Annotated in this window: 22 protein-coding genes; 10 read left to right on the top strand and 12 right to left on the bottom strand. The window is 70.4% G+C overall.

Annotated features, from left to right (window positions below; translation table 11 throughout):
- Nucleotides 1-415 precede the first annotated feature (415 nt).
- From ID574_RS02220 to ID574_RS02260, 9 genes are all read right to left on the bottom strand, one after another.
- A complete protein-coding gene (locus ID574_RS02220; RefSeq protein WP_188187072.1) occupies nucleotides 416-1840 on the bottom strand; it encodes an acyl-CoA carboxylase subunit beta in 1425 nt (474 codons plus the stop codon).
- Nucleotides 1841-3073: a beta-ketoacyl-ACP synthase II gene (fabF, locus tag ID574_RS02225; protein ID WP_188187073.1), complete on the bottom strand. Its 1233-nt coding sequence runs from the start codon at nucleotides 3071-3073 to the stop codon at nucleotides 1841-1843.
- 111 nt (nucleotides 3074-3184) lie between these two features.
- The gene (locus ID574_RS02230; RefSeq protein WP_188187074.1) at nucleotides 3185-3424 is read right to left on the bottom strand and encodes an acyl carrier protein; all 240 of its coding nucleotides are present in this window, start codon (nucleotides 3422-3424) and stop codon (nucleotides 3185-3187) included.
- Nucleotides 3425-3487: 63 nt separating this feature from the next.
- A complete protein-coding gene (locus tag ID574_RS02235) occupies nucleotides 3488-4444 on the bottom strand; it encodes a beta-ketoacyl-ACP synthase III (protein ID WP_188187075.1) in 957 nt (318 codons plus the stop codon).
- Nucleotides 4441-5337: an ACP S-malonyltransferase gene (locus ID574_RS02240; protein WP_188187076.1), complete on the bottom strand. Its 897-nt coding sequence runs from the start codon at nucleotides 5335-5337 to the stop codon at nucleotides 4441-4443. Before ID574_RS02240 ends, ID574_RS02235 begins: the two co-directional genes overlap by 4 nt.
- Before the next feature lie 103 nt (nucleotides 5338-5440).
- Nucleotides 5441-6565, bottom strand: coding sequence for a PucR family transcriptional regulator (locus ID574_RS02245; RefSeq protein ID WP_188188229.1), 1125 nt, complete (start codon nucleotides 6563-6565; stop codon nucleotides 5441-5443).
- Between the two features lie 91 nt (nucleotides 6566-6656).
- Nucleotides 6657-7088: a DUF350 domain-containing protein gene (locus ID574_RS02250; protein WP_188187077.1), complete on the bottom strand. Its 432-nt coding sequence runs from the start codon at nucleotides 7086-7088 to the stop codon at nucleotides 6657-6659.
- A 76-nt stretch (nucleotides 7089-7164) separates the two neighbouring features.
- Nucleotides 7165-8310 carry a glutathionylspermidine synthase family protein gene (locus tag ID574_RS02255; RefSeq protein WP_188187078.1) on the bottom strand — a complete coding sequence of 382 codons (1146 nt, stop codon included), beginning with the start codon at nucleotides 8308-8310 and terminating at the stop codon, nucleotides 7165-7167.
- A gap of 3 nt (nucleotides 8311-8313) precedes the next feature.
- Nucleotides 8314-8703 (bottom strand): hypothetical protein, encoded by a 390-nt coding sequence (locus ID574_RS02260; protein WP_188187079.1) that lies wholly within the window; start codon nucleotides 8701-8703, stop codon nucleotides 8314-8316.
- Nucleotides 8704-8805: 102 nt separating this feature from the next.
- Between ID574_RS02260 and ID574_RS02265 the strand changes: the two genes are divergently transcribed.
- The 3 genes from ID574_RS02265 (at nucleotide 8806) to ID574_RS02275 (ending at nucleotide 11249) form a co-directional block, all read left to right on the top strand.
- Nucleotides 8806-9831, top strand: coding sequence for a PHP domain-containing protein (locus ID574_RS02265; protein ID WP_188187080.1), 1026 nt, complete (start codon nucleotides 8806-8808; stop codon nucleotides 9829-9831).
- 243 nt (nucleotides 9832-10074) lie between these two features.
- Nucleotides 10075-10803, top strand: a complete 729-nt coding sequence (locus tag ID574_RS02270) for a helix-turn-helix transcriptional regulator (RefSeq protein ID WP_188187081.1) — start codon at nucleotides 10075-10077, stop codon at nucleotides 10801-10803.
- 86 nt (nucleotides 10804-10889) lie between these two features.
- Nucleotides 10890-11249 carry a VOC family protein gene (locus ID574_RS02275; protein ID WP_188187082.1) on the top strand — a complete coding sequence of 120 codons (360 nt, stop codon included), beginning with the start codon at nucleotides 10890-10892 and terminating at the stop codon, nucleotides 11247-11249.
- Nucleotides 11250-11807: 558 nt separating this feature from the next.
- Here the strand turns inward: ID574_RS02275 and ID574_RS02280 are convergent.
- The 3 genes from ID574_RS02280 to aceE all read right to left on the bottom strand — a co-directional run bounded on the left by ID574_RS02280 (nucleotide 11808) and on the right by aceE (nucleotide 16878).
- Nucleotides 11808-12509 carry a maleylpyruvate isomerase family mycothiol-dependent enzyme gene (locus ID574_RS02280; RefSeq protein WP_188187083.1) on the bottom strand — a complete coding sequence of 234 codons (702 nt, stop codon included), beginning with the start codon at nucleotides 12507-12509 and terminating at the stop codon, nucleotides 11808-11810.
- A gap of 10 nt (nucleotides 12510-12519) precedes the next feature.
- Nucleotides 12520-14016, bottom strand: a complete 1497-nt coding sequence (locus ID574_RS02285) for an alpha/beta hydrolase (RefSeq protein ID WP_188187084.1) — start codon at nucleotides 14014-14016, stop codon at nucleotides 12520-12522.
- A gap of 114 nt (nucleotides 14017-14130) precedes the next feature.
- The gene (aceE, locus tag ID574_RS02290; RefSeq protein ID WP_188187085.1) at nucleotides 14131-16878 is read right to left on the bottom strand and encodes a pyruvate dehydrogenase (acetyl-transferring), homodimeric type; all 2748 of its coding nucleotides are present in this window, start codon (nucleotides 16876-16878) and stop codon (nucleotides 14131-14133) included.
- Nucleotides 16879-17263: 385 nt separating this feature from the next.
- Here aceE and ID574_RS02295 point away from each other — a divergent pair, with 385 nt between their 5' ends.
- The 7 genes from ID574_RS02295 (at nucleotide 17264) to ID574_RS02325 (ending at nucleotide 21135) form a co-directional block, all read left to right on the top strand.
- A complete protein-coding gene (locus tag ID574_RS02295; protein WP_188187086.1) occupies nucleotides 17264-17779 on the top strand; it encodes a hypothetical protein in 516 nt (171 codons plus the stop codon).
- A complete protein-coding gene (locus ID574_RS02300) occupies nucleotides 17776-17958 on the top strand; it encodes a DUF1918 domain-containing protein (protein WP_188187087.1) in 183 nt (60 codons plus the stop codon). The genes ID574_RS02295 and ID574_RS02300 overlap by 4 nt, the downstream gene beginning before the upstream one ends.
- A gap of 9 nt (nucleotides 17959-17967) precedes the next feature.
- Nucleotides 17968-18375, top strand: coding sequence for a secondary thiamine-phosphate synthase enzyme YjbQ (locus tag ID574_RS02305; protein ID WP_188187088.1), 408 nt, complete (start codon nucleotides 17968-17970; stop codon nucleotides 18373-18375).
- 117 nt (nucleotides 18376-18492) lie between these two features.
- Nucleotides 18493-18921: a DUF3052 domain-containing protein gene (locus tag ID574_RS02310; RefSeq protein ID WP_188187089.1), complete on the top strand. Its 429-nt coding sequence runs from the start codon at nucleotides 18493-18495 to the stop codon at nucleotides 18919-18921.
- A 60-nt stretch (nucleotides 18922-18981) separates the two neighbouring features.
- Nucleotides 18982-19443, top strand: a complete 462-nt coding sequence (locus ID574_RS02315; protein ID WP_188188230.1) for a peroxiredoxin — start codon at nucleotides 18982-18984, stop codon at nucleotides 19441-19443.
- Between the two features lie 14 nt (nucleotides 19444-19457).
- Nucleotides 19458-19772, top strand: coding sequence for a hypothetical protein (locus tag ID574_RS02320; RefSeq protein ID WP_188187090.1), 315 nt, complete (start codon nucleotides 19458-19460; stop codon nucleotides 19770-19772).
- Nucleotides 19773-20181: 409 nt separating this feature from the next.
- Nucleotides 20182-21135: an ROK family protein gene (locus ID574_RS02325; RefSeq protein ID WP_188187091.1), complete on the top strand. Its 954-nt coding sequence runs from the start codon at nucleotides 20182-20184 to the stop codon at nucleotides 21133-21135.
- Nucleotides 21136-21144: the final 9 nt, after the last annotated feature.

Genomic DNA, 21144 nt, shown 5'->3' on the forward strand with positions numbered 1-21144 from the left:
CCCCGGTCCCGGACGGCACCTGTGACCCCGGCCGGACCCCGTGCGCCTTCGCCCGCCCCGCCGCGGGGCGAACACTCCGCCTCCGCCCCCCTTCCCCGGAGGCCCCACTGAACAAGGGCAGCGGTACGGGGGCCAACTTCCAGGACCGCCATCTCGCCGACGAGGTCCGCACGCACCCGTACGGCCGGCAGGACCTGCTCCCCGCTCTCGGCTCGGGCCGCGATCTTCGTCAGCCTCTGGAGGCTCAGGTGAACCAGCGTGCCGGGCTCGCCTCGGCGCAGGAACGTGGTGCCGTGCTCCACCTGGCGTGAGCTCGCCCGGCGTCCCTGGGGCAGCCGGGCCAGGAACGTCCCCGACGGCCCGGCAACGCGGAGGACCCCGCACCGGCGCCGGTGCGGGGTCCTCCGGTCAAGACCTAGAGCGGGATGTTGCCGTGGGCGCCACGGGCCGGGGTGGCCTGGGCGAGGAGTTTGGCGATGGCGCCGCGCGTCTCCTCCGGCTTGATCACCTCGTCTATGACCCCCAGCGCCTGCGCCCGGTCCAGCCCGCCGGCGAGCTTCTCGTGCTCCGCGGCCAGCCGTTGCTCCAGCTCGGCCCGCTCCTCCTCCGGCGCGGCCGCCAGCTCGCGACGCTTGAGGATGCGCACCGCGGCCACCGGCCCCATGACCGCGACCTCGGTCGTCGGCCAGGCGAACACCTTGGTGGCCCCGAGGGCGCGCGAGTTCATCGCGATGTAAGCCCCGCCGTACGCCTTCCGCGTCACCAGCGTGACCCGCGGCACCGACGCCTCGGCGAAGGCGTGCAGCAGCTTGGCGCCGCGCCGGACCACGCCGTCGTGCTCCTGCCCGACCCCCGGCAGGTAACCGGGAACGTCCACGAGGACAACCAACGGCACGCCGAACGCGTCACACATACGTACGAAGCGGGCGGCTTTCTCGGCGGACGTGGCGTCGAGGCAGCCTCCGAGCCGCATCGGGTTGTTGGCGATCACACCGACCGTCCGGCCCCCGAGGCGGCCCAGCGACGTGACGATGTTCGGCGCCCACTTGGGGTGCAGCTCGATGCCGGGCTCGTCCAGCAGGCCGTTGACCAGCGGCTTGACGTCGTACGCGCGGCGCGCGGACTCGGGGAGCAGCGTGGAGAAGTCCACCTCCTCCACCTCGGCGGTGCGCACCCGGCCCTGGTGGCCGAGGAGCGTGGCCAGCTGGCGTGCCTTGACGTACGCGTCGGTCTCGGTCTTGGTGACGATGTGCACGACGCCGCTGCGCTTGCTGTGCGGCTCGGGGCCGCCCAGGGCGGCGGCGTCGACGTTCTCGCCGGTGACGCTGCGGACCACGTCGGGGCCCGTGACGAAGATGCGGCCGGAGTCGGTGAGGATGACGAGGTCGGTGAGGGCGGGGCCGTAGGCCGCGCCGCCGGCCGCGGGGCCGACGACCACGGAGATCTGCGGCACGACGCCCGACGCCTTCGTCATGGCGGCGAACACCCGGCCGACGGCGTGCAGCGACTCGACGCCTTCGGCGAGTCGCGCACCGCCGGAGTGCCAGATCCCGATGATCGGCACCCGTTCGCGGACGGCCACGTCGTAGGCGTGCACGATGTGCTCGCAACCCTCGCTGCCCATGGCGCCGCCCTGGACGCGGGCATCGCTGCAGAAGGCGACGACGGGGACCCCTTCGACGCGGCCCATGGCGGCCAGTGCGCCGCTCTTGTCCTCAGGAGTGATCAGCCGCAGCGAGCCCTCGTCGAGCAGCGCGGTGAGGCGGAGGACTGGATCGCGGGGATCGGCGGGCTCCTGATCGGAGCCCTGCGTCACCACCCGGTTGTCGAGCACGGTCATCTATGCCCCCTTAAACACGACGCACACGTTGTGCCCGCCGAATCCGAACGAGTTGTTGACCGCGGCGATGTCGCCTTCAGGCAGCGTGCGGTTCTCGCCGTAGACGAGATCCACCTCGATGCCGTCGTCGAGGTTGTCCAGGTTGATGGTGGCGGGGACGATCCGCTCCTGCAGCGCCTTGATCGTGAAGACGGACTCGATGCCGCCGGCGCCGCCGAGCAGGTGACCGGTCATGGACTTGGTGGACGTCACCAGCGGGTGCGTGCCGATGGCCTTGGCCACGGCCTGCACCTCGCCGACGTCGCCCGCGGGGGTGGAGGTGGCGTGCGCGTTGACGTGCTTGACGTCCAGCCCGCTGACGCCCGCGTCGTTGAGCGCCTGGGTCATCGCCATGATGATGCCCCGGCCCTCGGGCTCGGGCTGGGTGATGTGGTGGGCGTCGGCGGAGTAGCCGACGCCGGCGCAGTAGGCGTAGATCCGCGCGCCACGCGCCTTGGCATGCTCCTCCGACTCCAGGACGACGATGCCGGCGCCCTCGCCGAGCACGAACCCGTCGCGGTCGCGGTCCCACGGCCGGGACGCGCCCGCCGGGTCGTCGTTGCGGGTGGACATGGCCCGCGCGGCGGCGAAGGCCGCTATGTTGAGGCCGTGGATGGCGGCTTCGGTGCCGCCGGCGACCACCACGTCGGCGCGGCCCGCCCTGATCATGTCCAGGGCGCTGCCGATGGCCTCGGCGCCGGACGCGCACGCCGACACCGTGGCGTGCACGCCTGCCTGGGCGCCCAGATCGAGGCCGATCCAGGCGGCCGGGCCGTTGGGCATGAGCATCGGCACCGTGAAGGGCGACAGCCGGTTCCAGCCGCGCTCCCTGTAGGTGTCGTAGGCCGCCAGCGTCGTGTTGATGCCGCCGATGCCGCTGGAGACCACGACGCCGAGCCGCTCCGGCGCCACCTCGGGGGCGCCGGCGTCCTGCCAGGCCTCCCTGGCGGCGACCAGGGCGAACTGCTCGCTGCGGTCGAGGCGGCGGGCCTCGGGCCGCGGCAGCACCTCGGCGGGGTCGGCCGCGGCCGTCCCCGCGAACTTCACGGGGACGGTGTCGATCCAGTCGGCGGTGAGAGTCTCGACGCCCGACTGACCGGCGAGGAGCGCCGCCCAGGTCGAGGTGACGTCTCCACCGACGGGCGTCGTCGCGCCAAGCCCGGTGACGACGACACGTACCCGGTTCGCACTCACGTTTTCGCGCTCCTTGCCGCTCGAAGCTTGCTTCAAGCGAGGAAGAAGATCTCTTCCTCGCTTTTGACCTTGATTTTGGGTGGTCGCGGGGGGCGAGCCCCCGCGAGGGTCTCAGCCCTGGATGAAGCTGAGGACGTCCTTGACCGTCTTCAGGTTCTTGAGCTGGTCGTCGGGGATCTCGACGCCGAACTCGTCCTGGGCGGCCACGGCGATCTCGACCATGGACAGGGAGTCGATGTCGAGGTCGTCCACGAAGCTCTTCTCGGGGGTCACCTCGGAGGCCGGGATGCCGGTGATCTCGTTGATGATCTTGCCGAGGCCTTCGAGGATCTCCTGCTCGGTGGCAGCCATGTTGTTGGTTCTCCTTCGGTTTTTCTGGGTTCTGTGCGGTCGGGCCGCACAAGCTTGTGAATCCTACGGAATCTCGATGACTTGTCCCGCGTACGTGAGCCCGGCGCCGAAGCCGAGGACGAGCGCGAGACCGCCCGAGCGGACCTCGCCGCGCTCCAGCATGCGCGAGAGCGCGAGCGGGATGGAGGCGGCGGAGGTGTTGCCCGCGTGGACGATGTCGCGCGCGATCACGGCCTTGTCGGCGCCCAGCTTGCGGGCGATGGCCTCGATGATGCGCAGGTTGGCCTGGTGGGGGACGAACGCCGCCAGCTCGGACGGGTCCACGCCCGCCCGGGAGCAGGCCTCCAGGGCCACCGGGTGCAGCGTGGTGGTGGCCCACCGGAAGACGGTCTGCCCCTCCTGGTGGAGGAACTTCGTGCGGTCCTCGATGAGGATGGCGTCGGCCTTGTCGCCGGAGCTGCCCCAGACGACGGGCCCGATGCCGGGAGTCCCGGAGGGGCCCACCACCGCGGCTCCGGCGCCGTCGGCGAAGATCACGGCGGTGGCCCGGTCGGTCCAGTCGACCCACTGCGACAGCTTCTCCGCGCCGATGACCAGCACGTGCCTCGCCGAGCCCGCGCGTACGGCGTTGCTGGCGGCGCCGAGCGCGTAGCAGAAGCCGGCGCAGGCGGCGTTGACGTCGAAGGCGCCGGGCGCCTTGATGCCGAGGCGGTGCGCCACGACGGCGGAGGCGTTGGGGATCTGCGTCTCGAGCGTGCAGGTGGCGACGATCACGAGGTCGACGTCCTCGGGCGACAGGCCGCTCGCGGCCAGCGCCTTGCCGCCGGCGATGGTCGCCATGTCCTCGAGCGACTCGCCGTCCGGCGCGACCCTGCGCTCCTTGATGCCGACGCGGGACTGGATCCACTCGTCGTTGGTGTCCATGCTCTTGGCCAGGTCGTCGTTGGTGACGACGTTGGCCGGCTGGTAGTGGCCGAACGCCAGGATCTTGCTGCCCGGGGCGATGTCGGGGATCTTCACTTGATCAGCTCCCTGGCCGCGTCGAGGTCGTCTGGGGTCTTCAGCGCCACCGTCTCGACGCCGCGCAGCCCGCGCCTGGCCAGGCCGGTCAGCGTGCCGCCGGGCAGCAGCTCGATCATCTTGGTGACGCCGAGTCCGGCCATGCTCTCCATGCAGGCGTCCCACCTGACGGGGCTGCTCACCTGCTTGACGAGCCGCTCGACGAACTCGGCGCCGGAGGTGACCGGCTTGCCGTCGGAGTTGGACAGCAGCGTGACGCGCGGGTCGGCGGGAACGGTGTTCGCGGCGGCCTCGCGCAGGCTCGCCACGGCCGGCGCCATGTGGTGGGTGTGGAACGCGCCCGCCACGGACAGCGGGATGAGCCGGGCTCGGGCCGGCGCGTCCTCCTTGAACGCGGCCAGCTGCTCAAGCGTGCCCCCGGCCACGATCTGACCGGCGCCGTTGATGTTGGCGGGCGTCAGCCCGTGCTTGGCGATGGCGGCCAGCACCTCCTCCTCCACGCCGCCGAGCACGGCGGTCATGCCGGTCTTGGTGACGGCCGCGGCCCTGGCCATGGCCTGGGCCCGCTCGCGGACGAGGGCGAGCGCCTGCTCGTCGGTGAGCACCCCGGCCAGGGCGGCCGCGGCGAACTCGCCCACGCTGTGGCCCGCGAGCACGTCGGGTGTGGCGCCGAGCGCCTCCGCCGAGGCCAGCGCGGCGGCCACGAGCAGCGGCTGCGCGACGGCGGTGTCGCGGATCTCGTCGGCGCCGGCGGTCGTCCCGTAGGCGACGAGGTCGATCTCCACGACGTCCGACCACGCGCCGAGCCGGTCCGCCAGTCCGGGCAGCTCGAGCCAGGGAGTCAGGAAGCCTGGAGTTTGGGCGCCTTGGCCCGGAGCGACGAGTACAAGCACGAAATCCACCTTGCCCTGTAGAAGTCCGACACGCGGATAAGGATCCGTACGAACTTTGTCCAGGCCGATTTGTGGGAAACCTACAGTGGGGATTTCGGCGCCATTACGTTAGGGCGCGCCACGTTACGGCGCTCTCGGCAAGCCTGCCGAGGATCAGGCCCACCTGGAGCGTGAAGGCGGAGCGGCCCTCCGTGGGCTGGTATCCGGTCAGCTCGGTGATCTTCTTGAGGCGGTAGCGGACGGTGTTGGGGTGGACGAACAACAGCCGCGCCGTCGCCTCCAGCGAGGTGCCCTGCTCGAGGTACGTCGCCAGCGTGTCGAGCAGCGGCGTGCCCGCGAGCGGGAGGTAGACGTTCTCGATGAGCTGCTCCCTGGCGTCCTCGTCGCCGTCGAGCGCCCGCTCGGCCAGCAGGTCCTCGGCGTGCACCGGCCTGGGCGCGTCGGGCCAGCCGGAGGACGCCTTGAGCCCGGCCAGCGCCGCCCTGGCGGACCGGGCGGCCGCGTGCAGGTCGGGCACCTCCGGGCCGATCACGATGGGCCCCATGCCGAAGCGGGCCACGACCTGCTTGGCCGCGTCGTCGACGCCCGCGGCGCCGCCGACGATCACGATCAGCCGGTCGGCCTGCACGCCGGCGAGCAGGTCCATGCCGATGCGGCGGCCCTTCTCCCGCAGGCCGTCGATGACGGCCCGGGGGTCGCCCTCGGGGGCGCGGCCGGCGATGACGACGACGGGGGAGGAGGTCCACCCGAGCGCGGCGGCCCACGAGTGAAGCCCGTCGTCCACCTCGCCGCGGACCAGGGCGTCCACGATCAGCGCTTCGAGCCGGGCGTCCCACGAGCCCCTGGCCTCGGCCTCGCGGGCGTAGACGTGGGCGGCGGCGAAGGCGACGTCGCGGGTGTAGCGGAGCATGGCCTGCTGCAGCTGGTCCTCGCCGCCGGGGGCGGCCAGCTCGTGCGTCTGCGCCTCGACCACCTCGACCACGACCCTGACGATGTCGACGGTCTGCTGGAGCGAGATCGAGCGCTTCAGCTCGCGCGGAGCCGTGCCGAAGAACTCGATGCTGGGCGTGGGCGGGTCTTCCCCGGCGGTCGAGAACCACTCGACGAACGCCGCGATGCCGGCCTGGGCCACGAGCCCCACCCATGACCGGTCCTCGGCGCTGAGCGCACGGAACCACGGCAACTGCTCGTCCATGCGTGCCATCGCCGCGGTGCCGAGCGAGCCCATGGCCCGCTCGAGCCTGCGCGTGGTGTCCTGACGGATCCGGTCTGTCACGCCTCCTAGAGTGCCAGGTCGATTCGGATGACCGGAACCGCGGTCATATGACCGCCACAGCGGTGATCAGGCCGATCGCCACATGCGTCACGGCGAGCAGGCGGGCCCCCGGCTGCAACTCCGGCTCCTTGACCAGATCGCGTACCGAGATGCCGACGATCCGGTCGAAGACGAGCATCGCCACGGTCTGGACCACGATGCCGACCAGGCCGAACACCGCCGTGCCGGCCAGACCCTCGGCCAGCCGGCCGCCCGAGGCCCAGATGGAGGCGGCCACGATCAGGCCGACGGCGGCCATGGCGGAGGTGGCCAGCAGGGTGGCGTTCGGGTTGCGCTCGCTGCGGATGATCTCGCTCAGCTTGCCGGGCGTGGCCCAGTCGATCACGTAGAAGCCGACGATCATCAGGATGAGGCCGACGGCGGCATAGGCGGCGATGGCGCCCGCGCCGCGCGCGAGGGTCTCGAGGAGGGTCATGGTCGTTCCTATCGAAGGGTCCGGCTCGGAAAGGTCGTTGGTGATGTCGCCGAAGCTCGCAGGCGTCGGTGACACGTCAGGTGGCGATGCGGTGCGGGACGAAGGAGGAGGTGTCGTCGGTGATCAGGCCGGTGGTCTCCCTGATGCCGAGCCCGGCGGCCGCGTCGGCCACCACCCAGGCGCCGAGCACCGGCCGCTGTCCCTCGAACTGCGGCAGGGCTTCGAAGCCCTGGAAGACGTAGCCCTCCTGGCCGTACCTGCCGGGCGTCTCCTGCGTGCCCTCCGGGGTGACGATCCGCATGGACGCGCCCTCCCTGCCGAGCAGCGGCTTGGCGATGTACGAGGTCAGCTCGCGCGGGCCGTCCAGGTAGGCGGGCAGCAGCGACGGATGCCCGGGATTGAGCTCCCACAGCACGGCCAGCAGCGCCTTGTTGGACAGCAGCGCCTTCCACAGCGGCTCGATCCAGGTGGAGTGCCGCACCGCGTGCCGCCCGAAGTCGTCGGCCAGCATCCACTCCCAGGGGTAGAGCTTGAAGGCCGCGCGGATCATCGTCTCGTCGAGGTCGACGAAGCGGCGGTTGAGTGAGTCCCAGCCGATGTCCTCCATGGCGACGGAGACCGTCTGCAGGCCGGCCTGCTCGGCGGTCTCCTGCAGGTATGCCACCGTCATGGCCTCCTCGCCGGTCTCGTCCGCGTTCGTGAACGCGAAGTGGACCGGCCCCGGCGGCAGCCGCAGCTCGCGCCAGCGGTCGACGAGCCGCTCGTGGACGGAGTTCCACTGGTCGTCGCCCGGATGGACGTCCTGCAGCCAGAACCACTGCACGACCGACGACTCCACCAGCGAGGTCGGCGTGTCGGCGTTGTACTCCAGCAGCTTGGCCGGGCCCGTGCCGTCGTAGCGCAGGTCGAAGCGGCCGTACACGTGCGGGTCGCGGCGCTCCCAGGAGCGGGCCACCTCCTCCCACGCCCACTCGGGGATGGCGAAGTCGGCGTAGCGCCCGGTGGAGACCACGTGCTCGACGGCGCGCAGGCACATGCCGTGGAGCTCCTCGACCTGCTCCTCCAGCGCCTCGACCTCGTCCATCGAGAAGACGTAGTGGACGGACTCGTCCCAGTAGGGCCTGCTCAGGCCCTCGGGGTGGGCGGCCCGGTGGTAGGCCAGGCCATGGCTCTCGATCGTCTTCTCCCAGCCGTCCCTGGGAGTCCCATGCTCGCGGCGCACGTCTCAGCTCCCGCCGCTCCAGCTGTTGCCGAACCCGCCGCGCTGGATCGACTTGCCCTTGCGCGAGGTGATGTTGGAGTCGGAGGGGCGCAGGGTGGTGCCGCCCTCGACGCGGTTGCCGACCCTCCGGCCGCCGTAGTACCACATGTAGGCTCCCCGCGACCCTCCGTAGTAGCGGACGGTGGTGCCGTCGTCGTCGCAGTAGTCGTCGTCCACGACCTCGTAGGTGCCGTCGGCCAACTGGACGACGCAGTCCGCCGTGACGTCGTCGTCATCGTCCTGCGCGGCGCAGTATCCGACCACCATCACGGACAGTACCCCGAGGACGACCAACGGGACGACCTTCGACGACTTGCGCGGCTGCTCTGTGGGCGCCTGCGGCGGTTGTGCCATCTAACTCCTGCTTTCCTGGGCCGATCAGCCTAGCGGCGGCTTTTGTCCCTGATCAATGTGTAGTGGCCTGCGGTTGCCGTTGGCTTGGGTATGACTTAACGCATGGAACCGGTTGAGGCGCTGCGGGAGATCGCCTTCCTGCTGGAGCGCGCCGGCGAGCCCACCTACCGGGTGCGGGCCTTCCGCCGCGCCGCCGCGGTGGTGGCCGACCTTTCACGGGACGAGCTCGTGCGGCTGGCCCGCACCGGCGGGCTCGGCGACCTGCCCGGCATCGGGAAGGTCACCGCTCTTGTGGTGAACGAAACCCTGGACGGCCAGGTTCCGACGTACCTGCGGAGGATGCGGGCCACCGCCGGGGTGGAGCTGGACGCGGAGACCGCCGCGCTGCGCACCGCGCTCAAAGGCGACCTGCACAGTCATTCGGACTGGTCGGACGGCGGCTCGCCGATCGAGGAGATGGCCGAGGCGGCCATCGCGCTCGGGCACGAGTACTGGGCGCTGACCGACCACTCGCCGCGGCTGACCGTCGCCAGAGGGCTGTCGGCCGAGCGGCTGGAGCGGCAGCTGGAGGTCGTGGAGAAGCTCAACGAGCGGCTGGCGCCGTTCCGGATCCTGACCGGCATCGAGGTGGACATCAACCTGGACGGCTCGCTCGACCAGGAGCCCGAGCTGCTCGAACGGCTCGACGTGGTCGTGGCCAGCGTCCACTCCAAGCTGCGCATGGGACGTGAGGACATGACGCGGCGGATGGTCACCGCCGTCGCCGACCCGCTCGTGGACGTGCTCGGACACTGCACCGGGCGGGTCGTGCAGGCCGGGGGCAGGCGGGGGACCAAGCGGCCGGAGTCGGAGTTCGACGCGGAGCTGGTCTTCGAGGCGTGCCGGCGGTTCGGGGTGGCGGTGGAGATCAACTCCCGGCCGGACCGGCTGGATCCGCCGAAGCGGCTGATGCGGCTGGCGTACGAGATGGGGTGCGTGTTCGCGATCGACTCCGACGCGCACGCGCCGGGGCAGCTCGACTGGCAGCGGTACGGGTGCGAGCGGGCGGCCAGATGCGGCATCGACGCCGAGCGGATCGTCAACACCTGGCCGCTCGACCGGCTGCTCGACTGGGCCCGCGGCGCCTGAGCCGGTCCCGAGGTCCCCGGCCGGACGGCATGAGGCCGTGCCGTGGAAAAGGGGCGATCGTTTTGCGCGGTCGTGAAAACCGGGCCCGACACGGCGGCTCTGCGGGGCGGTGTGAGATGGGTCACAGGATGCGGCAAGACACTGGCCCAAACCGTGAGACCCCTGTGACCTCGCGGTGAGTAGGGTGTCCCGGGGCTGCCGGGCGACCCGCGATTGTCGGTGGCGCGGCGTAGCGTCACGGCTGTGAACCGTACCGACCGACTCTACGCACTCGTCGAGGACCTGCGCGCCATCGCCCCCCGCTGCCGCTCCGCCAGGGAGCTGGCCGAGCGTTTCGAGGTCAGCGTCCGCACGATCGAGCGCGACATCACGGCGCTGCAGGAGTCGGGCGTCCCCATCTACGCCGAGCCCGGACGCAAGGGCGGCTACGCCATCGACAAGAAGATGTCCCTGCCCCCGCTCAACTTCACCCCCGCCGAGGCGGTGGCCATCGCCGTGGCGCTCAGCCAGGCCGGCGACCAGCCCTTCGGCCGGCAGGCCCGCAGCGCCTTACGCAAGGTCGTCGCCGCCATGCCGGGCCCCGAGGGGGAGCTGGCCAGGGAGCTGGCCCGGCGCGTGCAGCTCATGAGCCCGGAGCCCGATCCGAGCCGCGAGATCCTGCCGCTCGGCGGCGAGGGCATCTCCCGGGCCATCGAGGAGGCCCTGCTGCGCCGCCGCGTGCTCAGCCTCGACTACGTCGACGCCAAGGGGGTTCTGACCACCCGTGACGTCGAGCCCGGGGTGTTCCTGGGCGGGCGCGGCGGGTTCTGGTATCTCGTGGCGTGGTGCCGGCTTCGCGACGACGTACGCGTGTTCCGCCTCGACCGCATCGCCTCGGCCACCGTCACCAACGAGCGCTGCCCCGACCGGCCGCTGGAGGGCTTCGCCACCGACGTCCCCGAGATGGTCGTGCGCGGCACGGTCCTCGATTAGTTCGAATAGTCAAGCGAAAACACCGACATAGGGTTGTCGCCGCCGCGTTAGATCGTTGTCTTGTTCGAGAAAGTAAGGAGACGACGATGGACAACACGGTGACCTGGTTCGAGGTCGCGACCGACGACCCCGAGGGCGCGCAGAAGTTCTACGGCGGGCTGTTCGGCTGGACGTTCGCGGGCGACGACGGGCCGATCGACTACCGGTTGGTCAGCTATGAGGGCGGCGAGCAGCCGGTGGGCGGGGTTTACAACACCAAGGGCGAGTTCCCGAACCACGCGATCTTCCACGTGGAGGTGGCCGATGTCGAGGAGACCTGCGCCAAGAGCGAGATGCTCGGCGGCAAGGTCGTCACGAAGGTGATCGACGACGGCGCCGGCACCGACTTCGCCTACCTGCGTGACACGTCCGGCAGCGTCTTCGGGGTCTTCCACCGCAGGGGGTGACCGGCGGCGGGCCGGGGAGAGCGCCTTCCCCGCCGACCCCGGCACGCCACCGGCCGCGCCGGGCCGACTCCGAGGACTCCCCAGGAGATCGCGCCATGGAGCGGTTTCACCCAGCGCCCTGGACACGCCGCCGATCGCCGAGCGGCGGCGCGTCCAGGGCCTCGAACGGCACCACGCGCCTGGCCCGGAGGTGACATGCCGGCCGGCCTGGGCGTCCAACATGATCGGCCGGTGGTCGGATGCCGGGCGGCACCCCGTCCCGCCTTGGCAGGCCACACCCCGATCCCGGCCATCCGGCCCAGGCAGCTCCTTCCCGCTGTGGCGAGCTGCCCACCGAGCTGCCCACCGAGCGCAGTCAGCCACCGTGCGAGAGGCGCCAGGAAGGGCAGGTGGCGCGCGGCCCGGGTGTGTGCGTCCTCAAGCGCCGACCGGCGGGCGTGTGGGTCTTCGGGCCCTGGCGAGGGCGGGCATGGGCGTCCTCGGGGCCGGGCGTGAGTCGGACATGGGCGTCCTCGGGGCCGGGCGTGAGTGCGTCCTCAGGCCGACGCGGGTGCGTCGTCAGAATGCGGCGGCGGCCAGCCAGCGGTCGAGCAGGGCGCTGTCGCCGTACACGGTGAGCGCGTCCGGCGAGCGCCTGCCGTAGATCATGAGCTGCAGCTCCGCCGCGGGCCCCTGGACGGCGACGTCGCCCTTGGCGTGGCCGCGGGTCCATTCGATCTTCCCGGCGGGCCCCTGGCTGATCGTCCACTCGCCGTCGGCGTCGCTCGCGTGGAGGTGGATCGTGGCCCCCTCCGCGCCGAGCTCGGCCAGGCGCCGCGTCACCCAGGCCGCGGACGGCAGGTTGTGCAGGAACTCCTCGACGCCGTCGATCGCGGTCTCCGCCGGGACCACCGGGTCGAAGAGCATCCGCGGCGGCCACCAGGACGCCCGCCTGTCCGGTCCCCAGGTCCACACCGTCAGGTCCGGGTCGGTCTCGCGCAGCGTCCGCAGCAGCTCGCCGGCGCCAGCCCGCAGCCAGTCCGCATCGCCGCTGCGGCCCTCGGCCAGCCCGCTCGGCACCTCACGGGACCAGACCCGCTCCTGCACCCGGTTGCGCAGGACGTGCACCGCCCAGCGATGCGTCCGGCCGACGTGCGTGATCAGCTCGGCCATCGTCCAGCCGGGGCACGTGGGCACCGGGAGCGACAGCGCGCCCGCTCGCTCCGACAGCTCCGCGAGGCGCGCGGTCTCCGTCTCGATCTCTGACTGGTAGTCCTTCACCCGCCCCAGACTAGGCCGCCGGGCAGCTGGTGCCGTTCCTCGGCACCTTGCCGCCGATCAAATACGTGTCCACGAGCCCCTGGACGCACCTGCTGCCCGACAGGTAGGCCCCGTGCCCCTCGCCCTCGTACGTCACCAGCGTCGCGGTCTTGAGCTGGGCCGTCAGCTTGGGCGCCCACTCGTAAGGCGTGGCCGGGTCGCCCCTGCCGCCGATCACCACGATCGGCGCCGATCCGGTGGCGTTGACGCGCCGCGCCTGGTCGTTGCCCTTGACCGGCCACACCCGGCACAGCGCGCCCGAGCCCTCGCTGCCGAACAGCGGCGAGATCTTGAGCGCGGCCTGCTCGGTGCGCCGCACCTGGGCCTCGGTGGGGCGTTCGGCCGTGTCCACGCAGGTGATGGCCGGGAAACTGGTCATCTGCGTGGAATACGTGCCGTCCGGCGCACGGCCGATGTAGGAGTCGGCCAGGAAGAGCAGCGCCTCGCCCCTGCCCTTGAGCGCGTCGCTCAGCGCCTGCTCCAGGAACGGCCAGGTCTGCTCCGAATACAGCGCGGCGGCCACTCCCGTCGAGGCCAGGCCCTGGGTGAGCTCGCGGTTGCGGACCTTCAGCGGCTTGGCGGCCACCTCGTACATGAAGTTCTCGACGTTGGCGTTGGCCGTGGCCTGGTCCTTGCCGAGCGCGCACCCCTCCTTGACGCACGCCTTCAGGAAGCTCTCGTACGCCTTCTGGAAGCCGCGCGTCTGGGCCAGCGTCCGCTGCTCGAACGAGACCGTCGGGTCGAGCGGCGCGTCGAGCACCATGCGGCCCACGTTCTTCGGGAACTCGGTGGCGTACACAGCGCCGAGCTGGGTGCCGTACGACATGCCGATGTAGTTGAGCTTGGCGTCGCCGACGGCGGCGCGGATGCGGTCCATGTCGCGGGCTGCGTTGACGGTGCCGATGTACGGCAGGACCTTGCCGGAGTTCTGCTGGCAGAGCGCGGCGAACTCCTTGTTGACCGCGTCACTCTGCCGGTGCGTCTCCTCATCGGGCGGCAGCGTGTCCAGCGAGGTGAACCGGTCCATCTGGGCGGTGTCGCCGCATCGCACCCCGGAGCTGCGCTCGACGCCGCGCGGGTCGAAGCTGATCAGGTCGTAGTGGGCCCGCAGGGTGGTGAGCGCCTTGGCCGCCTGGTCGAGCGTGTCCACCCCCGAGGCGCCGGGGCCGCCGAAGTTGAACACCACCGAGCCGAGCTTGCCGCCCTTGCCCGCGGCCGGCAGCTTGATCAGCGCCAGGTCGATCGTCTCCCCGTCGGGCTTGGCGTAGTCCAGGGGCACCGAGAGCTTCCCGCACCGCACCGAGGCGTCCTGGCGGGCCGGCGGCTCGCCGTCAGGGCGCTTGATGTCGGTGCACGGGCCCCACGTGATCTGGTCGGTGTCCGGCGTGGACTGTGTGGCGGGCTCGGCCGGGGCGGTGGAGCAGCCGGTGACCGTCACGAGCAGCACGGCGGCTAGGACGCGTCGCATAACACAAACTTCCCCTCGTCTCTCGGGGGGAAGTAGTGCCCACAATACGCGACTGGGCACCAAAAACGGGTGAGGCGGCACGTATCACTCGGAACGTGCCGCCTCGGATGCCCGTCAGATGCCCATGGACTGGGTGTCGTTGCTCTCGGCGCCGCCGGCCTCGGTGACGCCGTTCTTGAGGTGGTAGCGGGCGATGGCCTCGCGCAGCACCTCGCCGTCCAGTTCGCCGCGCTTGACGAGCTGGGTGAGCACGGCCAGGGTGATCGAGGCCGCGTCCACGTGGAAGTGGCGGCGCAGCGCCGAGCGGGTGTCGGACAGGCCGAACCCGTCGGTGCCCAGCGAGGACCAGTCACCCGGCACCCACTGCGCGATCTGGTCCTGTACGGCTTTCATGTAGTCGCTGACACCCACGAACGGCCCCTGGGCCCCGGAGAGCACCTGGGTGACGTACGGGACGCGCTGCTCGGCGTCGGGGTTGAGGAGGTTGTGCTCCTCGCAGGCCAGCGCCTCGCGGCGCAGCTCGGACCACGAGGTGGCCGACCAGACGTCGGCCGACACGCCCCAGTCCTCGGCCAGCAGCCGCTGCGCCTCCATCGCCCACGGGCCCGCCACGCCCGAGGCCAGGATGTTGGCCTTCGGGCCCTGGGTCTGCGGCCCGTCGGCGAATTTGTACAGGCCCTTGAGCAGGCCCTGCACGTCGAGGTTCGCCGGCTGGGCGGGCTGCAGGTAGGGCTCGTTGTAGACGGTCAGGTAGTAGAAGACGTCCTCCGGCTGGTCGCCGTACATCCTCCTGAGGCCGTCCTTGACGATGTGGGCCACCTCGAAGGCCCAGGACGGGTCGTAGGAGACCGCGGCCGGGTTGGTCGAGGCGATGAGCGGCGTGTGGCCGTCCTCGTGCTGCAGGCCCTCGCCGTTGAGCGTGGTGCGGCCCGCGGTGGCGCCGAGCAGGAAGCCGCGGCCCATCTGGTCGCCCATCTGCCACATCTGGTCGCCGGTGCGCTGCCACCCGAACATCGAGTAGAAGATGTAGATCGGGATCATGTGCTCGCCGTGCGTGGCGTAGGCGGTGCCGGCCGCGATGGCCGAGGCCATGGAGCCCGCCTCGCTGATGCCCTCGTGCAGGATCTGCCCCTGCACGGCCTCCTTGTACGACAGCAGCAGCTCCCGGTCGACGGCCTCGTACGTCTGGCCGTGCGGCGAGTAGATCTTCGCCGACGGGAACATGGCGTCCATACCGAACGTGCGGGCCTCGTCCGGGATGATCGGCACGAACCGGTGGCCGATCTCCTTGTCCCGCATGAGGTCCTTGAGCAGCCGCACGAACGCCATCGTGGTGGCGACCTGCTGCTTGCCCGAGCCCTTGGCGAAGCCGCCGTAGACCTCGTCGCCCGGCAGCTTGATCGGCTTGGCCCGCATGACCCTCTTGGGCAGCACGCCGCCGAGCGCGGCGCGGCGCTCCTTCATGTACTGGATCTCGGGGTCGTTCTCGCCCGGGTGGAAGTAGGGCGGGAGGTCGCCCTCCAGCGCCGAGTCCGGGATCGGCAGGTAGAGCCGGTCGCGGAACTCCTTGAGCTCGGCCTTGGTGAGCTTCTTCATCTGGTGCGTGGCGTTGCGCGCCTCGAAGTCCTTGCCCAGCGTCCAGCCCTTGATGGTCTGGGCGAGGATCACCGTCGGCTGGCCGACGTGCTCGCGGGCCGCCTTGAACGCCGCGTAGACCTTGCGGTAGTCGTGGCCGCCGCGCGACAGCTTGCGGATGTCGTCGTCGGTCAGGTGCTCGACCATCTTGCGCAGGCGCGGGTCGGAGCCGAAGAAGTGCTCGCGGATGTAGGCGCCCGACTCGACCGAGTAGGTCTGGAACTGGCCGTCGGGCGTGGTGTTCATCTGGTTGACCAGCACACCGTCGACGTCGGCGGCGAGCAGCGGGTCCCAGTCGCGGCCCCAGACGACCTTGATCACGTTCCAGCCGGCGCCGCGGAAGTACGACTCCAGCTCCTGGATGATCTTGCCGTTGCCCCGCACCGGGCCGTCGAGCCGCTGCAGGTTGCAGTTGATGACGAACGTGAGGTTGTCGAGCTCTTCGCGGGCGGCCAGGCCGATCGCGCCCAGCGACTCGGGCTCGTCCATCTCGCCGTCGCCCAGGAAAGCCCACACGTGGCTGCGCGAGGTGTCCTTGATCTGGCGGTTGAGCAGGTAGCGGTTGAACCGCGCCTGGTAGATCGCGCCGATCGGGCCCAGGCCCATGGAGACCGTGGGGAACTCCCAGAAGTCGGGCATGAGCCGCGGGTGCGGATAGGACGGCAGGCCGCGGAAGCCGTGCGACAGCTCCTGCCGGAACGCGTCGAGCTGGGCCTCGTTGAGCCGGCCCTCCAGGAAGGCGCGGGCGTAGATGCCCGGCGCGGCGTGGCCCTGGAAGAAGACCTGGTCGCCCGACTCGCCGTGGTCCTTGCCGCGGAAGAAGTGGTTGAAGCCCACCTCGTAAAGCGATGCGGCCGAGGCGTAGGTGGCGATGTGGCCGCCCACGTTGGTGCGGGCGTTGGCCCGGGACACCATGACCGCCGCGTTCCAGCGGATGTAGGCACGGATGCGGCGCTCGACGTGCTCGTCACCGGGGAACCAGGGCTCGCGCTCCGGCGGGATCGTGTTGATGTAGTCGGTGCTCCGCAGGCCCGGCACGCCGACCTGGTGCTCGCGGGCCCGCTCCAGCATGCGCAGCATGAGGTAGCGGGCTCTGGTGCGGCCTTCGGTCTTGACGACGTTGTCGAGAGACTCGAGCCACTCGTTGGTCTCACTGGGGTCGACATCAGGCAGCTGGCTGGGTAGGCCGTCGCTGATGATCGAGAAACGCTGGCGTCCGGAAGCCACTGGGTCTCGCCTTCCGAGAATGACTGATGTCTGGTCTGGGTCGCCTTCCATCCTGGTCGCTAGCCGTAGAAAACGCATCTCTACTGGCTGGTAACCAGAGTGTCCCTGCTGGCAGGGACGCCCTCGATGGCCTAGACCACCGATGGTAGGACGAATCGCCATCAAAGGTTACATCGCGGGAGCAATTTAACAAGACAGGAAAATGAACGAAATTTCGCTCGAATGTCTTGGGCCTCGCCCTGCGGACGTCACCTGCCACACCTGCACCTTCCCCCGAAGAGGGGAGGCCCTCACCCGTCCGGGCGGCGATGTGGTCGAGCGAGTCTAGCCGCCGACCTCTGAGCACGGCTCCTCCGGGGGCCGTCCGGAGGTGGAGGGGGCCGGTGTGACAGGCGTTCTCGCCGGTGTGACGGCATGCGCACCCAATGGCGGCCAGACGGCCCCGTCCGTCTCCCGGCCGTTGATCCTTGGCGTGTTGTTCCTAGGGGTGCTGTTCCTTGGCGTGTTGTTCCTAGGGGTGCTGTTCCTTGGCGTGTTGTTCCTAGGGGTGCTGTTCCTTGGCGTGTTGTTCCTTGGGGTGCTGTTCCTTGGGGTGCTGTTCCTTGGGGCGCTGTTCCTTGGGGTGCTGTTCCTTGGGGTGCTGCCGACGATCGCGCGGTCGATGCCGATCAGCCCGATGGCCCGTGACGGCGTCCGGCGGCGTCGCGGTCGCCTGGGCAGCCCAGGTGGCCGGCCGCGTACCACGGACTCGCTCGGCCACGTACTCCGCAACGCCGCATCTGCGCAGCGTAACGTTTTGACCATGGAGCCGAGCTCCCCCGAAAGACGGGGGCAAAATTCATCCGACCTCGGGATCCGGTCTTTTCGTACGGCTTTCGGCGTACCAATGTGGGGGGTATGAACGCTACGGTCGGCGATCGACTCCTGGTACACGGGAACATCGTGGGTGAAAGGGACCATGGAGGCGTGATCACGGAGGTCAAGGGCCAGGACGGCGGGCCTCCCTACATGGTGCGGTTCGACGACGGGCACACCGGGCTCGTGTTTCCGGGCCCTGATGCCGTCGTCGTGCCTAAGTAAGCTTTCCACGTGAGATCTGAAATCATCTCCGTGGCCACGGGTTCTAGAGAGACGGTGCACGACATCACGGCCGAATGCGCCGACTTCGTGCGCGCTCAGGGAGAGGATGGGCTGCTGCACATTTTCGTGCCGCACGCGACCGCCGGGATCGCGCTGCTGGAGCTGGGCTCGGGCAGCGACGACGACCTCCTCGCCGCCCTGCGCGATCTCCTGCCCGCCGACGGCCGCTGGCGTCACGCCCACGGCTCGCGCGGCCACGGCAGGTCGCACGTCATGCCGGCGCTGGTTCCGCCGTACGCCACCATTCCGGTGCTGGGCGGGCGGATGGCGCTGGGAACGTGGCAGTCGGTCGCCCTCGTGGACCTGAACGTCGACAACCCGCAACGCCAGGTTCGCCTGTCGTTTTTGTCTGATTGATTCTGGCCGACTAGGGCCGTACCCGTGGCGACCGTTGACGACTGAGGGTCACAGCGTGTGGACTGTGCCGAAGCGATAAACCGCATAAGCGGGGCCACTCAAGCAGGAGGGATAAACGTGAGCGCGACCGCGGGTCAGGCGCAGGGCGAGCGCGGCCTGGCCGAACGACTCGGCCTCAAGCCGGGTCAGGTGGTGCAGGAGATCGGTTGGGACGAGGACGTCGACGACGAGCTTCGCGACTCCATCGAGGACCTGACCGGCAACGAGCTGTTGGACGAGGACAGCGACGAGGTCGTCGACGTGGTGCTGCTGTGGTGGCGCGACGGCGACGGCGACCTCTTCGACGCTCTGACCAACGCCATGCGTGCACTCGCCGAAGGCGGCCAGATCTGGCTGCTCACTCCCAAGGCCGGGCGCGAGGGCCACGTGGAGCCGAGCGACATTGGGGAGGATGCCGCCACCGCGGGTCTCTCGCAGACCAGCAGCATCTCCGCCGCACCCGACTGGTCCGGGACCAGGCTCGTGACGCCAAAGGGCCGACGCTAGAGCCGTTGACGCCCAAGGGTCGGCAGTAGGGAGCCAGAGCGCCCGCCATGCGGCAGGATGATGCCCGTGAACGCACATCCTGCCGAGGTCGGCGCCCAGGCTCCCGATTTCGAGCTGCAGGACCAGCACGGCACTCCGGTGCGCCTGTCCCGGTTCCGGGGCAGGAAGGTCGTGCTGGTCTTCTATCCGCTTGCCTTCAGTGGCATCTGCGGCAACGAGCTGTCCGCGCTGCGCGATCGTCCGTTTGACGACGCCCAGGTGCTGACGGTGTCCGTGGACTCCATGTTCACGCATCGTGCCTGGGCGGATCGCGAGGGTTACACGTTCCCGCTGCTCTCTGATTTCTGGCCACACGGACAGGTCGCTCAGGCGTACGGTGTGTTCGATGAGGCGAAGGGGGTCGCACTGAGGGGGACCTTCATCATCGACGGCGAGGGCGTGATCCGGTGGTCGGTGGTCAATCCGATCTCCTCCGCACGCGACATCGCCGACTACGTCAAGGCACTCGCCGACATTCACTGACTTCGGAGGGAACGATGCCCTGCTACCGATGCGGGGCCCGGCAGACGGACCCGGTCCGCGGCGCGAGCCCGTGGCAGCGCGGGGTGCGCAACGAGTCCCAGGTGCTGATCTGCCCGGACTGTCAACGACTGCACGACCTCGACCTGGACTCGTGCGGCACATGCGGGTCCACGGCGCTGATCTGCCGGCTGGGCGAGGTCGAGTGCCGGTCCTGCGGGGCGGTGTGGATGGCACGCTCGGATGCCACCCTCGCCGTGTCCGTGGAGCCGCCGCCCGGGTTGTCGGCGGAGGTCGAGGCGGCACTGAACCGCGTCCTCGGACGCGCCTGAGCGCCCCGCACCGGGCCTTGGCCGCTCTTGCGGGTTCTCACGTCGCCCGAGGGCCGGTTGGGGGTACGCGGGGCACTTACGGGGCCTAGAAGCCGGCGTCGTCCGCCTGCCGTAACCCTGACGCATGTGACCCGCACCCGCCGTCCCGGCACCCACGTGCCGCGCAGTCCGGCAAGCCGGAGCCTTGGACGCGACTGCGATGGCGACGGCGACCTCGACCGCGATGGCGATGGCGACCGCGATGGCGACCGCGACGGGGACCGCGGCGGCGCGGGCGGTCGACTGACGCAGAGGCGGCCTGCGCGTTGACCAACGGACACCCGATGCGGGAGCGAGCGATGCGGGAAATGTCCGAGAGTCCGAGGGAGGCTTTTCGGACATTCACTGACCTGCGCTATCGTCTCCTTTCGTGTCCGCATTGAGTAGTACGTTCGTCGTCGCGCTCGACGTCGGTGGCACGTCCATGAAAGGCGGCCTGGTCAGCGACTCCGGCGCAGTGCTGCTGAGCGAGCGGCGCCCCACCCCGCGAGCGGAGGGCCCGGAGGCGGTCGTGGCCGCCATCTCCGAGTTCATCAGCCACCTGGCCGCCGCGGGCGACGGCGTCCCCGCGGGCGTGGGCCTGGCCGTGCCGGGCCTGGTGTCCGAGAACGCCGCCATCTACGCGGCCAATCTGGGCTGGCGCGACATCCCCGCCACGGCCTTCACCACGCTGGACATTCCGGTGATGCTGGGTCACGACGTACGCACCGGCGGGCTCGCGGAGAGCATCCTGGGCGCCGGCCGCGGCCTGTCCGACTTCCTGTTCCTGCCCATCGGCACGGGCATCGCCGGCGCCTCGATCATCCGCGGCGAACCGTACGGCGGCTCCTCGGGCTGGGCCGGCGAGATCGGCCACACCCCGGTCTTCCCCGACGGCGAACAGTGCGCGTGCGGCCAGTTCGGCTGCCTGGAGACGTACGCCTCGGCCGCCTCGGTGGGCCGCCGCTACAGCCAGCGGGCCGGCGTCGAGGGCGTCAAGGCCGAGCAGGTGGTGACCTCTGACGACCCCATCGCCATCGAGGTGTGGGACGAGGCCGTGGAGGCCCTCTCGCTGGCGCTGGCCACATACACACTCCTGCTGGACCCCTCGGTCATCGTGCTGGGCGGCGGCCTCGCCGAAGCGGGCCCTGCCCTCTTCGACCCCGTACGCACCCGCCTGGTGAAACGCCTGACCTTCCGCGAGGCGCCCCCGCTGATCCCTGCGGCGCTGGGGGTGGACGCCGGCATGCTCGGCGCGGCCCTGCTTGGCTGGAGGGCGGCGGGAAAGCCTGAGCTGGGTCCCGGCTGGACGGTGGATGTGCGATCGGCCCCCTTGGTGTCGTAAGGTGTAGTG

The organism is Nonomuraea sp. SYSU D8015, from assembly GCF_008065375.1.
GTDB lineage: Bacteria > Actinomycetota > Actinomycetes > Streptosporangiales > Streptosporangiaceae > Nonomuraea.

Coding starts and splice junctions, on each gene's coding strand:
- ID574_RS02275 (WP_188187082.1), top strand. CDS start 10,890: ATGGACAACACGGTGACCTGGTTCGAGGTCGCGACCGACGACCCCGAG.
- ID574_RS02250 (WP_188187077.1), bottom strand. CDS start 7,088: ATGACCCTCCTCGAGACCCTCGCGCGCGGCGCGGGCGCCATCGCCGCC.
- ID574_RS02220 (WP_188187072.1), bottom strand. CDS start 1,840: ATGACCGTGCTCGACAACCGGGTGGTGACGCAGGGCTCCGATCAGGAG.
- ID574_RS02265 (WP_188187080.1), top strand. CDS start 8,806: ATGGAACCGGTTGAGGCGCTGCGGGAGATCGCCTTCCTGCTGGAGCGC.
- ID574_RS02260 (WP_188187079.1), bottom strand. CDS start 8,703: ATGGCACAACCGCCGCAGGCGCCCACAGAGCAGCCGCGCAAGTCGTCG.
- ID574_RS02285 (WP_188187084.1), bottom strand. CDS start 14,016: ATGCGACGCGTCCTAGCCGCCGTGCTGCTCGTGACGGTCACCGGCTGC.
- ID574_RS02230 (WP_188187074.1), bottom strand. CDS start 3,424: ATGGCTGCCACCGAGCAGGAGATCCTCGAAGGCCTCGGCAAGATCATC.
- ID574_RS02300 (WP_188187087.1), top strand. CDS start 17,776: ATGAACGCTACGGTCGGCGATCGACTCCTGGTACACGGGAACATCGTG.
- ID574_RS02315 (WP_188188230.1), top strand. CDS start 18,982: ATGCCCGTGAACGCACATCCTGCCGAGGTCGGCGCCCAGGCTCCCGAT.
- ID574_RS02320 (WP_188187090.1), top strand. CDS start 19,458: ATGCCCTGCTACCGATGCGGGGCCCGGCAGACGGACCCGGTCCGCGGC.
- ID574_RS02245 (WP_188188229.1), bottom strand. CDS start 6,565: ATGGGCTCGCTCGGCACCGCGGCGATGGCACGCATGGACGAGCAGTTG.